At 40.7% G+C, this 13,178-nt stretch carries 12 protein-coding genes; 5 read left to right on the top strand and 7 right to left on the bottom strand.

What is annotated here, in order from left to right; all coding sequences use genetic code 11:
- The first annotated feature begins 21 nt into the window (after window positions 1-21).
- The 3 genes from W03_RS00365 to W03_RS00355 all read left to right on the top strand — a co-directional run bounded on the left by W03_RS00365 (window position 22) and on the right by W03_RS00355 (window position 4,281).
- Window positions 22-1,536: a CYTH and CHAD domain-containing protein gene (locus tag W03_RS00365; protein WP_244070296.1), complete on the top strand. Its 1,515-nt coding sequence runs from the start codon at window positions 22-24 to the stop codon at window positions 1,534-1,536.
- Between the two features lie 252 nt (window positions 1,537-1,788).
- Window positions 1,789-2,298 (top strand): DUF3015 family protein, encoded by a 510-nt coding sequence (locus W03_RS00360; RefSeq protein WP_244070294.1) that lies wholly within the window; start codon window positions 1,789-1,791, stop codon window positions 2,296-2,298.
- Entirely contained in the window at window positions 2,299-4,281 is a 1,983-nt protein-coding gene (locus W03_RS00355) for a DUF4105 domain-containing protein (protein ID WP_244070292.1), read from the top strand. It abuts the gene before it with no gap.
- Between the two features lie 313 nt (window positions 4,282-4,594).
- Here the strand turns inward: W03_RS00355 and W03_RS00350 are convergent, their stop codons facing one another.
- Window positions 4,595-5,035 carry a glycine zipper family protein gene (locus tag W03_RS00350; protein ID WP_244070289.1) on the bottom strand — a complete coding sequence of 147 codons (441 nt, stop codon included), beginning with the start codon at window positions 5,033-5,035 and terminating at the stop codon, window positions 4,595-4,597.
- A gap of 89 nt (window positions 5,036-5,124) precedes the next feature.
- Window positions 5,125-5,610, bottom strand: coding sequence for a DUF721 domain-containing protein (locus W03_RS00345; protein WP_244070286.1), 486 nt, complete (start codon window positions 5,608-5,610; stop codon window positions 5,125-5,127).
- Between the two features lie 292 nt (window positions 5,611-5,902).
- On the opposite strand from W03_RS00345, the gene W03_RS00340 reads away from it, so the two are divergent.
- Together W03_RS00340 and secA are read left to right on the top strand one after the other, a co-directional pair.
- Window positions 5,903-6,574 (top strand): M23 family metallopeptidase, encoded by a 672-nt coding sequence (locus tag W03_RS00340; protein WP_244070284.1) that lies wholly within the window; start codon window positions 5,903-5,905, stop codon window positions 6,572-6,574.
- A 166-nt stretch (window positions 6,575-6,740) separates the two neighbouring features.
- On the top strand, window positions 6,741-9,473 hold the full coding sequence (secA, locus tag W03_RS00335; RefSeq protein WP_244070282.1) for a preprotein translocase subunit SecA: 2,733 nt from the start codon (window positions 6,741-6,743) through the stop codon (window positions 9,471-9,473).
- A 178-nt stretch (window positions 9,474-9,651) separates the two neighbouring features.
- On the opposite strand, the gene W03_RS00330 is transcribed toward secA, so the two are convergent.
- The 5 genes from W03_RS00330 to fliO all read right to left on the bottom strand — a co-directional run bounded on the left by W03_RS00330 (window position 9,652) and on the right by fliO (window position 13,172).
- Window positions 9,652-10,494 carry an HDOD domain-containing protein gene (locus W03_RS00330; RefSeq protein ID WP_244070280.1) on the bottom strand — a complete coding sequence of 281 codons (843 nt, stop codon included), beginning with the start codon at window positions 10,492-10,494 and terminating at the stop codon, window positions 9,652-9,654.
- 310 nt (window positions 10,495-10,804) lie between these two features.
- Window positions 10,805-11,602: a flagellar biosynthetic protein FliR gene (gene fliR, locus W03_RS00325; RefSeq protein ID WP_244070278.1), complete on the bottom strand. Its 798-nt coding sequence runs from the start codon at window positions 11,600-11,602 to the stop codon at window positions 10,805-10,807.
- 41 nt (window positions 11,603-11,643) lie between these two features.
- Window positions 11,644-11,916, bottom strand: a complete 273-nt coding sequence (fliQ, locus tag W03_RS00320) for a flagellar biosynthesis protein FliQ (RefSeq protein ID WP_244070276.1) — start codon at window positions 11,914-11,916, stop codon at window positions 11,644-11,646.
- Between the two features lie 13 nt (window positions 11,917-11,929).
- Window positions 11,930-12,676 carry a flagellar type III secretion system pore protein FliP gene (gene fliP, locus W03_RS00315; RefSeq protein ID WP_244070274.1) on the bottom strand — a complete coding sequence of 249 codons (747 nt, stop codon included), beginning with the start codon at window positions 12,674-12,676 and terminating at the stop codon, window positions 11,930-11,932.
- 49 nt (window positions 12,677-12,725) lie between these two features.
- On the bottom strand, window positions 12,726-13,172 hold the full coding sequence (gene fliO / locus W03_RS00310) for a flagellar biosynthetic protein FliO (RefSeq protein ID WP_244070272.1): 447 nt from the start codon (window positions 13,170-13,172) through the stop codon (window positions 12,726-12,728).
- Window positions 13,173-13,178 lie beyond the last annotated feature (6 nt).

Below are 13,178 nucleotides of genomic sequence, written 5' to 3'. Positions count from 1 at the left end.
ATTTCGCTAGACCGAGTCATCATGGAAATTGAACTTAAGCTGGCATTGCATCCACGACACATATCTCGCATCCTAGATGCATCACTACTCCGTAAAATCAAACCGCAACGGCAGCACTTGCGCAGTATTTATTTCGATACCGATACCTTTCAGCTTAAACAACGCGGTATTGCGTTACGTATTCGACGTATCGGCAAAAAGCGATGGATTCAGACTTTGAAAGCTGAAGCGCAATCGACTGGAACATTAACATATCGTCCGGAATGGGAAGCAGTCGTTAAAAACGATACACATCCAGATTTCACCGTATTATCCAAAGAAGCAATCGATCTATTAGCTGGAATCGAACTTGAACAAGTTGCACCCGTTTTTGTGACAGAATTTAAACGTACTACTTGGTTTCTAAAAAATGCTGATAATCAGGTAGAAATTGCGCTAGATACTGGAGCAATAACCGCGAACGATTTGCAACAAGAAGTTTGCGAAGTGGAATTCGAACTCAAATCAGGCCCCGCTGAATTTCTATTCGATTTAGCAGAACAGCTATTACAACAAGTTCCTCTGTTCGTTGAACCGCAAAGCAAAGCCGCACGCGGTTATTTATTAGTGGGTGCAAACACGATAAAACCGATCAAAGCCTCACCAATTCTATTTCATGCAGATCAGAGCATTACTGATATTTATTGCTGTATTATCGCAACCGCATTAAAACAATTACTCGCAAATATGCCAGGGTACTTCCGGCACATCGATAATCCAGAGTATCTACACCAAATTCGTGTTGCTTTGCGGCGTATCCGTTCCGGCTTAGCGCTGCTTCAATCAACAAAGCAACCGATTGCAATCCCTTGGAATAAATCGTTGCGGAAAATAATGCAGGAACTCAATGAGGCGAGAGATTGGGATGTTTTTGAACACGAAATTCTTCCTGATCTATCAAAAAAAATAACATCTATACCTGGACATGAACCAATTCAACAGGCCACATTAACCGCCATTCACGACATCGCCATAAAAATACGACAACGGACACACAAAAAATTACATCATGTAGAATTTACTGCGTTGATTCTCGCTATCGAACGACATTTGATAGCTTTGCCATCCCACGCTGAGATAATGGCCAAAGAGCATATTCAACAATGGGCAGCAAAAATTCTTGAAGATCGATGGCAAGCGTTACATCAATGTTGTCAAAGCTTGACAACACAAACCGCGCCAGAACGTCATCAGGCACGTATTGCAGCAAAAAAAATGCGCTACGCTGCGGATACTTTATTTTCTTTGTTTAATTGCAAAAATCCTCAACGCTTTACTAAAATGCTAGCAGATTTGCAGGACGAACTAGGTTATACCAATGATAGACGTGTGTCATCACGGCTTTTACAACAACTTGCCCAAAAAATAGGGCCAGTGGCCTTCGATCTCGGTCGACTCAGCGGTGTGTTAGAAATTGAAACCTTGCAACGCGAACACAAGCCCAGTGATGCATGGCGCAGCTTATCACGTATGAAATTATTCTGGAGAACAACGTGACAACTGCTAAAAAACATTTGTTATCACACAGACAACTATCCTTTGGACGTTCAACTTTTTGTTTTTTCGTTTTGTAAAAATTTGACAACCCAACGATGGTTCAGTACATTCGAGGTGTTTCAATAAAGGTGATGATGGTCTTGTGGGGTCACTTTTTAAAGTGTTGATATAATGATTGATTCAGAAACACTGCTTTAAGACATCAATCAAAAACAGTTTGATGTTACCTAGAACATTCCTTTGGAGAGCATTATGATACGAAATGGTTTAATAGCAGCAACAGCACTCTTACTCCTGTCCCCCGTTGCCGCTTCTGCCGCTGGATATGGTGCTGCAGGTTGCGGATGGGGTTCTGAGATTATGGGATCTGAACCAGGAGGCAAGCAAATTTTAGCAGCTACTACCAATGGCACTTCGGGAAGTCAGACTTTCGGTATCACCTCAGGAACTTCCAATTGTGGTGATCATGGTTTGATTAGCTTACATAAGGAAAGAGAAGTCTTTGCGCAACAAAACTACACTAGTCTGGTAAAAGAAATGGCACAAGGCAAAGGCGAAACGCTTTCGACACTGGCTAATTTGTATCAATGCCCAGGAAGTACACACCAAGAATTCGGTGCAATGACCCAGAGTAAATTTGACCAGTTAATTTCAAATGATCAGGTTACCTCAGCTGAACTGCTTGCGAAGCTTGAAAATCAAATCAACGATAATCCTAAACTTGCAAAATCTTGTAATATTCGAATCTCTTCCCTCAATTGATTGAGAGAAGTAAGTATAACGGACGTAGTGCTACGCTATGTCCGTTTAATTACATATTGTTTTCCTTCATTTGCGTTTCGATTTGGATTCGTATGTTGCACGGTATTGTTGTGTTTTAGCTTCTTCTGTATTACGCATGCCAGTGCTAACAATCACTATCTCCTAGAACTGCAACAACAAGCAAAGCAGCAACAACTCAGCAGCAAACGTGTCTGGCGATTATTGCTGAAATATAATAAAAAAACTTTTGGTGGCGTGGTCAGCGAAGCCGATGGCATAGATTTTTTTGCTTCCCCCACTGGAAAAACCGACCCGGAATCTGAATTAGACGCAACACTTGCTAGTTTTTTTGTTCCCATGGAGCAACTCTCAGAGGGCAAAGAACATCCGCAATGTAATTTTCCAGCGCGATTTAAATGGTTGAGTCAGCAATTGCAATTTGATCCGGATCGGATTCAGATACAACATTGCGATCGCCTGAATCGCTGGTTGACAACGTTGGACCCGGTCGGCGTAACACTAGTATTCGCTTCATATTTCCTCAACAATCCCGCTTCGATGTTTGGTCACACGTTGATTCGCATCGATAGTCGAAGAACAGGACCTGATAATCAATTAATCAATTATGGTGTCAACTATGCTGCAGAACCCGATACCGACAATGCATTTTTGTATGCCCTGAAAGGACTGATTGGTTCATTCGAAGGCCGATTTGCAGTATTTCCTTACTACACCAAGGTCCAGGAATATAACAACTGGGAAAGCCGTGATCTTTGGGAATATCAGCTCAAATTTACCGAAGATCAGCTTAATATGATGTTATTGCATCTATGGGAATTAGGTGGAACCTATTTCGATTATTACTACTTTCAGGAAAATTGTTCGTATCATGTGCTTTCGTTGCTAGAGATTGCCAATCCCGAGTTGCACTTGAAAGATCAATTCTTCTTCAGTGTCATTCCCACTGACACAATCAAACTGGTCAAAGCGCAAAAAGGTCTAGTGAAGCAAATCGACTACCGGCCTGCGGTTTTGACCAAGATGAACCATAAGCGCATGCATATGACTGTTGAAGAACAACAACTTTTTCTCGATATCGCCAAAGAGAGAACGACGATAGAGGATGAGCGCTTCAAACAGCTCCCCAATTCATCAAAAGCATTACTACTCAATGCCTATATGGATTATTTACAATATTTGAGCATGCAGAGAAAAACAGATAAAGAAGTCAAAATCCCGCGTTCAGTATTACTGGCACGCAGTCGACTACCCATTAGCGACGATAGCAACAATCAAATCGAACAGTTTTCTACACGGCCTGACCTTGGACACGGTACCGACCGTTCACAATTGGGAGTAGGTCACAACGATCACGAGCCTTTTCTCGAATTTGCCTACCGACCCGCTTACCATGATTTAATGGCAAGAGACATCGGTTATGATAAGAATTCGGAAATCATTTTTATGGATTTCAAGCTTCGTTACTTCATCGAATCCGAACGTCTCAGATTGGATCAGGCAAAGTTTCTTGCCATTACCGCACTCAATCCCTTCGATCCCTTATTCAACAAGCTGTCTTGGCGATTGGATATCGGAATTGACACACTGAGAGACCATGACTGTAACTATTGCAACCTTCTCAAAGGTAGTTATGGCCGAGGATTTTCCTATCGCCCGAATTTCTTTTCGCCATTGCTGCTTTTTTCCTTTGCTGATGTAAAAGCAGAAGTTTCTAAGGAACTGAAAGAGCATTATCGCTTAGGTGGCGATATTGAAGTTGGTAGCTATTATGATGTTACTCAGAATTGGCGCATCAAGTTATCCGGCAGCTATCAGATCTTTTTACTAGGAGAAACCAAACTGTTTTTTACTACACAATTTGCAACGCGCTACGCTCTCTCGCAAAATCTCGATGTTCGGCTTGAATTGAATCGTTATGATCACAATCACGAGGGAATTTTTTCAATCAATTACTTTTTCTAATGGGAACATAAATATCTACGCCAAACACCTGCGACAATTTGTCACATTCCCAAAACACAAAATTATGCGCATAATGAATTCCATACTGTTTAAACATTAGTTGATCGGTATTTTTGTTAAAAAGTTGTATCCCTCCCTCTTATTCATCCGCGCTAAGCCTTTTCTAATCGTAAGGCGCGGATGAATTTTTCCTCTCATTTTCCATAAAAGAATTCTCTACAATATCTGGTTAACTTCTATATTCTATGAACTAGAACTGGATTTTCCAACATCTCTTCTTCGCAATCAGAAAAAGGCTTGTTATTGCCCCACATCATTGCCAGCCGGTTACTGAATAGCCTTTTTCCTGTAAGCATTGGTATACAAAATTAACGTATGCTGGATTAGGCTGAGAAGGTCTTGCTGCAAAGAAAATACCTCGCAGTAGTCCAATTGCAGCACCGCTTGCAGCACCGATTAACGAGCCATGACCTGCACCGCCAGAAATTGCGCCCCCAACTGCTCCACCTGCGGCTCCCATCCCTGCCCCCATAGCTGTACTAGTCGCAACCCTACCCGCTGCTGAATCACTGCTATCCTCGCTAGCGCCTGCGGATTCAGCGAGTCGCCTACAAGCCTCAACATCTGCTTCTGCCGCTTCTCGTCCAACGGAATTATAATGGGCATTAGGATATAGAATGGGTTTTGTGTTAGCGCAACCGGACAACCATAGCAACAAAATCAATGCTACGCCTAACGTAATTATAGATTTCATTTGGCTACTCCTTTCGTTAAACACTTGTGTTGGAATAATATGAATAAACAGCAATCTGAAATCTTACAACATTTCAAAATGTAAATTGCTTACTTCTTTACATGGAATTGGATTGGGTTGCTCTCGTGTTTCTGAAGAAAAGATTTCACGGCTCTTATTAGTTCGCTGTCCTGTGAAGTAGTAACAAACTCACTCAGACTCTTCCGAGCGGCGTGAGTAAAAATTATTTTTTTGATATACCTTTGTTTATCAAAGAAATCTACTTTATCCTGAAAGAAATTACCTTGCACCAATAAGTGAATTGAAGTAATTTTCCATCCTAGCTTTTGCAGTTTATCCAACAGCGTTGGGGAAACTTGTCTAAGTTTTGCAGCAATAGCGCCATTTTTTACAATCACGGTTAACTCATTATTATTAATTTTACTGAGGTAACAATAGGGTGCCAGATTTGCTGGAACTAGCTTCGCAAATGCCAATTGGTTTTCATAAAGCCTATGAGCTAATGAAAGAATATTTTTATACTGTGGCGACTCGCCAAGCATATCAAAATAAACGTTAATTTTTTGAGATGTCATATTTTTATTTATATATCACTATTTATAGGCGTCATTTATTTTTTATATGAACATCATTTTTATTTCGAATAATTCAGATCGAACAAAAAAAATAAGACTTACAAAGGCAAATATTATATTAATATCAAGTGCGTTTCTATGCGTTGTTTTGCTCCTTGCACTAGGTTTAAATTTCATTTCACTTCGATATGCACACAAAATTGATATTCCAGCAGTGCGAGCTGTTTTAGTTAATCCTTTAGAAGAAAGGCATCAAAAAATCCAAACGCATATGCAGGAAAACCTCAATAGTATGGCAAGTAAGCTGGGGCAAATGCAGGCACAGTTGATGCAATTGGATGTACTTGGTGGGCGTTTAGCAGAATCTTCTGGTATTAAATCAAACGATCTTTTTATGATGGAAGCACCCGGACAAGGTGGTGCTTTCCATTCGTTACCTGGTAACGAATTTACTCTTAGCGAGTTCAACGATAAAGTAGAGAAACTTTCCAATTTACTAATTGAAAAAACCGATAAATTGGGTGCGTTGGATTTATTGCTTCGTAATGACCGCTTATCAAAACTGATAGTGCCCTCTGAAATGCCTATAGAAATAGATTGGTTTTCTTCTGGATATGGATATCGCATTGATCCCTTTACTGGAAGAAAAGCTTTTCATGAAGGAGTAGATTTTTCTGCACCCATGGGAACACCGATCAAAGCAGCAGCAGCAGGAGTGGTCGTTTATTCGGATCGACACCCCGATTATGGTAATATGATCGAAATTGATCATGGAAATGATTTGGTTAGTCGTTATGCGCATGCGTCTAAAAGACTGGTAAAACTTGGGCAAATCGTACTACAAGGGCAAAAAATCGCTGAAGTAGGAAGCACCGGACGTTCGACCGGCGCGCATTTGCATTTTGAAATTAGGCACAATGACAAATCACTTAATCCGGCAAAATTTCTAAAAAAACCAGGATAATGGGTGCTTTAGAAAAATAACCTACAAAAGAACTTCGCTTTAATGATCAGCTTGAATAACGTGTTATTTACTAGTATTGCTTCATTAAATAGAATGAAGCAATACTAGTAAGGACGCTTTTGGTAGTTTTTTCCATCATTCCAATTAGTAAAAACTTAAAGACTCTATGCTAAATCTACTCAAAAAGATTTTTGGTAGTCGAAATGATCGAATGATCAAACAGTACACTCAAACTGTACGCATGATTAACGATATGGAGTCATCAATCTCGCAATTATCGGATATCGATATTCGCAATAAAACCGATGAATTCAAACAACGGATAGCCAACGGAGAAGCGCTCAGCGTCTTACTACCTGAAGCTTTCGCAGTGGTACGAGAAGCATCAAAACGAACATTAGGTATGCGCCATTTTGATGTACAGTTAATCGGAGGGATGGTGCTGCATGATGGCAAAATATCCGAGATGCGGACAGGTGAGGGCAAAACTTTAATGGCAACCCTGCCTGCATATTTGAACGCATTATCAGACAATGGCGTACATATTGTTACGGTTAACGATTATTTGGCAAAACGCGATGCTGGATGGATGGGTAAAATTTATCAATTCCTAGGTATCAGCGTGGGCGTAATTTATGCGCAAATGGCGCATGACGAAAAGAAAGCCGCTTATGCAGCGGATATTACCTACGGCACCAATAATGAGTATGGATTCGATTATTTACGGGACAACATGGTTACACATCCCAGTGAACGAGTACAGCGTATGCTCAATTTCGCTATTGTGGATGAGGTTGATTCGATCTTAATTGACGAAGCACGCACACCTTTAATTATTTCTGGCCAGGCGGAAGGCGATACGGATGTTTATATTCAAATTAATAAGTTGATACCAAAGCTCAAACGCCAAGAAAACGAGGAAAGTGCCGGTGATTTCAGCGTTGATGAAAAATCGCATCAAGTCACGCTGAGTGAAGCTGGTTTCGAGCATTCAGAGCAATTATTGACAGATGCTGGATTACTGAAAATTGGATCAAGCCTGTACGATCCGGCTAACATTACGCTGATTCATCACCTGAATGCTGGTTTGCGTGCACATTATTTATATTTCTTAGATCAGCATTACGTTGTGCAAGATGGTGAAGTAGTCATCGTTGATGAATTTACAGGTCGCTTAATGTCAGGACGTCGTTGGTCAGATGGATTGCATCAAGCCGTTGAAGCCAAAGAAGGGGTTACAATCCAGAAAGAAAATCAAACGCTCGCCTCGATTACTTTCCAAAATTATTTTCGCATGTACCAAAAACTATCCGGCATGACCGGTACGGCGGATACCGAGGCGGCCGAATTCCAACAAATTTACGGCTTAGAAACCGTGATTATCCCAACTCATCGTCCGATGGTACGCGATGACCGCATGGATCTTGTTTATAAAACAACGAAAGAAAAAAATACCGCGATTATCGAAGGAATCAAGGAATGCTATGAACGCGGACAACCTGTTTTGGTGGGTACAACTTCGATTGAAAATAACGAATTGCTTTCTAAGTTGTTGGAACGGGAAAAATTGCCGCATCAAGTATTAAACGCTAAACAACACGCTAGCGAAGCTAATATCGTTACACAAGCAGGTCGTCCTAAAATGATTACGATTGCTACGAATATGGCGGGACGCGGTACCGATATTGTATTGGGCGGTAATCCAGAACCGGAAATCGAACGTATTCGCAGTGATACACAATTAAGCGAAGATACGAAAAAACAAAAAATCGAAGAAATTCAATCCAAATGGCAAGCAACGCATGATGAAATTTTACAGTTAGGCGGACTGCATATTATTGGCACCGAGCGGCATGAGTCACGTCGCGTTGATAATCAATTGCGTGGACGATCAGGAAGGCAAGGAGATCCTGGCTCAAGCCGCTTCTATCTATCCTTAGAAGATCCATTGCTACGTATTTTTGCTTCGGATCGTGTTGCAAATATTATGACACGCCTTAAGATGCCCGAAGGTGAGGCGATCGAGCACCCTTGGGTGACACGGGCGATTGAAAATGCGCAGCGTAAAGTTGAAGCCAGAAACTTCGATATGCGCAAACAATTGCTCGATTATGACGATGTTGCTAATGATCAACGTAACGTCATCTATCAGCAACGCAATGAGTTATTAGAAGCGGGTTCGGATATCACCGATACAATTATCGCCATGCGAGATAATGTACTCAGTGATTTATATTATGCATATATTCCACCGCAAAGCGTTGAAGAGCAATGGGACGTACCAGGCTTAGAACGCGCGCTTGCATCAGAATATCAACTACACTTCCCTTTGCAAAAATGGCTTGAAGAAAACCAAGATTTACATGAAGAGAATTTATTGCAGCGTATTCTTGATCTTGCCAGTGAGTCGTATCAGAATAAAGTTGAGCAGGTTGGCTCGGATATCATGCATCATTATGAACGTGCAGTGATGCTGCAAACTTTGGATTCTCATTGGCGTGAACACTTAGCAGCATTGGATCATTTACGTCAAGGTATTCATTTGCGTGGCTATGCTCAGAAAAACCCTAAACAAGAGTATAAGCGTGAAGCTTTCGAGTTATTTACCACCATGCTCGAAGAAGTGAAGAATGAAGTAACCAAAATACTGTTGACAGTCCAGATCAAAAACGAACAGCAAGTAGAAGCGGTCACCGAAACGCTACGTGCACCAGAAAATGTTGAATATCACCACACCAGTTACGAAGAAGCGCTGGAAGATGATAAACCAACTGATCGAGGCAGAGAGCAACCTAAAGCCAAACCTTTTGTGCGCCATGACAATAAAGTTGGGCGCAACGATCCTTGCCCTTGTGGATCAGGAAAAAAATACAAGCAGTGCCACGGTAAGATTAAATAGAGCTCTGTAGTTCCTAAGTTACGGTCACCATTTCAAAAAGTCTTTGGAGAGGCGTATTTGACGTATCCTGCTGGCAATTCTGTACAGTCTGAAAAGATTACCAAAATAAATATCATTCAATTCCGATTTCTATCCTACCGGAATCTGTGTCTTGTAAACCTGTATTTTCAAAATACAGTTATTTAATCATATTGGTCAATTCAATCACTTGCAGTTTTGCTACGGTAACAATGGATTCAATCAATTCCGGCGTTAAGCCAAGAAAATCCCAAGCCTCAAGTGTACATTTTGATATAGATTTCTCGGCATCGACTCTTTGATTCGTGTAAGGTTGTATGAAATTGGCCATACCGACTGCCGCATTTAGTGTAAACGCATCAAACTTATCCCTAGTGTCCAGTGTCCCTTCAAACTGTAATTCCACCATCTTGCAAATATCAGGGGGTAGTTTCCATTGCCGCAAAAGCTCCGCTCCCAGGTTGGGATGAATGAAACCAAATGTTTTGCGTTCCGCGCTGAGCACAGCGTCTTCACCTTCGTTAAGGAGGCCAAGAACTTTTGCAAATTCCTTAGGAAATTGATGGAGCAAGATAAGCCTTCCGACAGCATGCAATAGCCCTGTTATAAAGAAACGCTCCCTATTTTCCACATTGGATGCCAATAATCGCGCAATAACTCCGCAAGCCACGCTGTGCTGCCAAAATGTATCCATATTTAGCAGATTCGATGGAATATCTTTAAAAGTAGCAGTTACGGATGCTGCGATCGCCAAATTACGTAATTCTTTGTGACCAATAATTGAAATGGCTCTTTGTACTGTATCTACTTTTCCTGAGAAGCCAAAATACGTGCTGTTGGCAAACTTCAACAGTTTAGCCGTTAATGCTGGATCATTAAGAATGACTCGTTCTATCTCGGTATTACAAGTATCTCCCGATTCAATTAATTCATTGATACGAATAACAGCTTCAGGTAAAGAAAATATTGAACGAACATTGCCGACTATTTCACGTACTTCCATTTTGGCTCCACTCGATTGAATATATTGATTAAGTAGGCAGTATAGGCGATATGCCCGTCATTTATCCTTTTTGCATTCTTGATTAAAAACCGTAAGAAATAAGTATCAAAGCTTAATTTAATTCCATTCATTTCATCAGAAGACGCTAAAGAATTTCTGATTATAGGGAATGATTTCATAATCTATGTAATAAAAACAAACGAAAATAACGCCTCATTCACAAATAAAACTTGATTCGACTACCTGTTTATTTTGCGATAAAACTTATCTTTTACTTTGGTTTATAAATAGTATTGATAGACTTCATCTGTCAGGGCATATTTAATTTTGTTATATTCACAATGCCCATCATTAAATTAAGCCCATCGAACACGAGTCGTTCAAGAATTGGCGCATAAAATGGCATACTCAAAGCTAGCACGAAAAGACCGATAGATAGTGTTAATGGAAAACCAACAGCAAAAATATTTAATTGCGGTGCAGCACGAGTCAAAATACCTAACGCTAAGTTGGTGATCAATAAAGCTGTTAGCACGGGTAGCGATAATTGCAAGCCGGATTTGAAAATTTCTTGCCCCCAATTGGCCAATGTTTGAAAAGTAAGCTCATTTACACCGCTCACGCCTACCGGTAATGTACTGAAGCTTTGTGAAATCAACGCTAATACCATTAAATGCCCATTCATAGCTAAAAAGGCTAAACTGGCAATAACACCAAGAAAGCGACCAATGATGTCGATTTGGCCAGAATTTTGTGGATCGAAAAAAATTGCAAAGCCAAGCCCCATTTGTAAACCAATTAACTCACCAGCCATCTCAACGGCGACAAAAACGATACGCATGACAAAACCGATCGCAATACCAATCAGTAATTGCTGTAGCAATACAATAAATCCCAATCCTGAAGCAGGATCAATATCGGGCAAGGATTTTTCGACAGTAGGCGCAACCAGAACAGTCATCATAATGGCCAATCCCATTTTAACCCTGATAGGAGTACTTGGATTTCCCAAAATTGGTGCAGTTGCAATCAACGCCAGTATTCTGCTAAGCGGCCAGATGAAGGTAGCCAACAATGCATAAAGCTCATCTGTAGTGATACTGATCATGGCGTATTAAACACTGCCGCGGTAGATTTACTTTTTAAAAATCATCCAATTGCCATCCAGGGAATATCGGAAAATAATCGCTGCATGTAATCAGTCATGATACTGATCATCCAGGGACCTGCAATAATCATGACAATAAACATCACCAATAGCTTAGGAATAAAAGATAATGTCATCTCATTAATTTGTGTGGCAGCCTGGAAGATACTGACCATCAAGCCCGTTATCAGAGCAGATAATAATAGCGGAGCGGATACGATAAAAGTAATTTCAATCGCCTGCCTAGCAATGGTCATGGTACTTTCGGGTGTCATCTGGCCTCTCCTTTTAAGGATAGAAACTTTGTGTCAAGGAACCGATGATCAAATGCCAACCATCCACCAGAACAAATAGCATTAATTTAAATGGCAATGAAATGATCATGGGGGATAGCATCATCATACCCATCGCCATTAACACGCTGGATACGACAAGATCAATAATCAAAAACGGAAGAAAGATGATAAATCCAATTTGGAATGCTGTTTTTAATTCGCTGGTAATATAAGCTGGAACTAATATTTTTAATGGGACTTGTTCTCGGCTTTCCAGTTCTTCGCTATCTGAAATCTGTACAAAAAGTGCTAGATCGGTTTCCCGGGTTTGATGCAGCATAAACGTTTTTAGCGGTACGCTAGCTCTCTCGCCAGCTTCCAGAATCGATATCTTATCCTCGGAAAAAGGGATATAAGCTTCCGTGTAAACTTTATCGATCACTGGAGACATTACAAAAAAAGTCAGAAATAAAGCCAATCCCAGCAATACCTGATTAGGTGGCGAAGATTGAGTACCCAGTGCTATTCTTAATAATGACAATACAATGATAATTCGCGTGAAACTCGACATCATTAAAATGACAGCAGGTAGAAAAGTTAATGATGTCAGCAGTAATAATGTCTGTAGATTGAGCGCATAACTTGTACTGCCATTTGCATTCGGCGAGCTAGTAAATGCAGGAAAGCCTGATTTCTGTGCATATACAGGAAGTGCGATAAACCCCACTAAAAAACAGATGAATCGTAAAAAAATTCGCATATTGCACTGAAATCTACCTCGATCTATGATTGAATTGAGTAGCATAGTGTTAGACATTGCTCTTATGAATACTCTCATTAAGTTTTACCGAGAATTCCGATTCGGTTGCTGGGAGGTTTATTTTTTCAGATGTGCCTACAGGTTTGCTCAGACTATGCAATTTGCTAATATGGCCCGGTGCAACGCCTAGAACCAGCCAAGTATCTTGAATTTCTACCACCACGACGCGCTCCCTCTGTCCTATAGCCGTAGCAGATACGACTTTTAAGGCGCTCGAGGGTGTTGCTGGTAGCAACGAAAATCGTTTTAACAACCAAGTAATACTCAAGATAATTGCCAGCACTACTAATAATCCACCAATCATTTGCAAAGTATGCTCTGTCGAAATTACCGGAGATGGAGAGGCATAGTTCGGCTTCTCAGTTGTTGTCGCATGCACTCCGAGCGAAAACATCAATCCGAATAATATGGATGCAATCCAGTAACGTGTCTGCATAAAATA

The sequence above is a fragment of the Nitrosomonas sp. PY1 genome, assembly GCF_022836435.1.
Lineage (GTDB): Bacteria > Pseudomonadota > Gammaproteobacteria > Burkholderiales > Nitrosomonadaceae > Nitrosomonas.
Note: the sequence above shows the minus strand (reverse complement) of the source record. Positions and strands in the feature narration are given on the sequence as shown.

Excerpts from the sequence above, each read along its gene's own strand:
- secA (WP_244070282.1), top strand. The coding sequence starts at position 6,741 with ATGCTAAATCTACTCAAAAAGATTTTTGGTAGTCGAAATGATCGAATG.
- W03_RS00330 (WP_244070280.1), bottom strand. The coding sequence starts at position 10,494 with ATGGAAGTACGTGAAATAGTCGGCAATGTTCGTTCAATATTTTCTTTA.
- W03_RS00345 (WP_244070286.1), bottom strand. The coding sequence starts at position 5,610 with ATGACATCTCAAAAAATTAACGTTTATTTTGATATGCTTGGCGAGTCG.
- fliP (WP_244070274.1), bottom strand. The coding sequence starts at position 12,676 with ATGCGAATTTTTTTACGATTCATCTGTTTTTTAGTGGGGTTTATCGCA.
- fliO (WP_244070272.1), bottom strand. The coding sequence starts at position 13,172 with ATGCAGACACGTTACTGGATTGCATCCATATTATTCGGATTGATGTTT.
- fliQ (WP_244070276.1), bottom strand. The coding sequence starts at position 11,916 with ATGACACCCGAAAGTACCATGACCATTGCTAGGCAGGCGATTGAAATT.
- W03_RS00365 (WP_244070296.1), top strand. The coding sequence starts at position 22 with ATGGAAATTGAACTTAAGCTGGCATTGCATCCACGACACATATCTCGC.
- W03_RS00350 (WP_244070289.1), bottom strand. The coding sequence starts at position 5,035 with ATGAAATCTATAATTACGTTAGGCGTAGCATTGATTTTGTTGCTATGG.
- W03_RS00340 (WP_244070284.1), top strand. The coding sequence starts at position 5,903 with ATGGCAAGTAAGCTGGGGCAAATGCAGGCACAGTTGATGCAATTGGAT.
- W03_RS00360 (WP_244070294.1), top strand. The coding sequence starts at position 1,789 with ATGATACGAAATGGTTTAATAGCAGCAACAGCACTCTTACTCCTGTCC.
- fliR (WP_244070278.1), bottom strand. The coding sequence starts at position 11,602 with ATGATCAGTATCACTACAGATGAGCTTTATGCATTGTTGGCTACCTTC.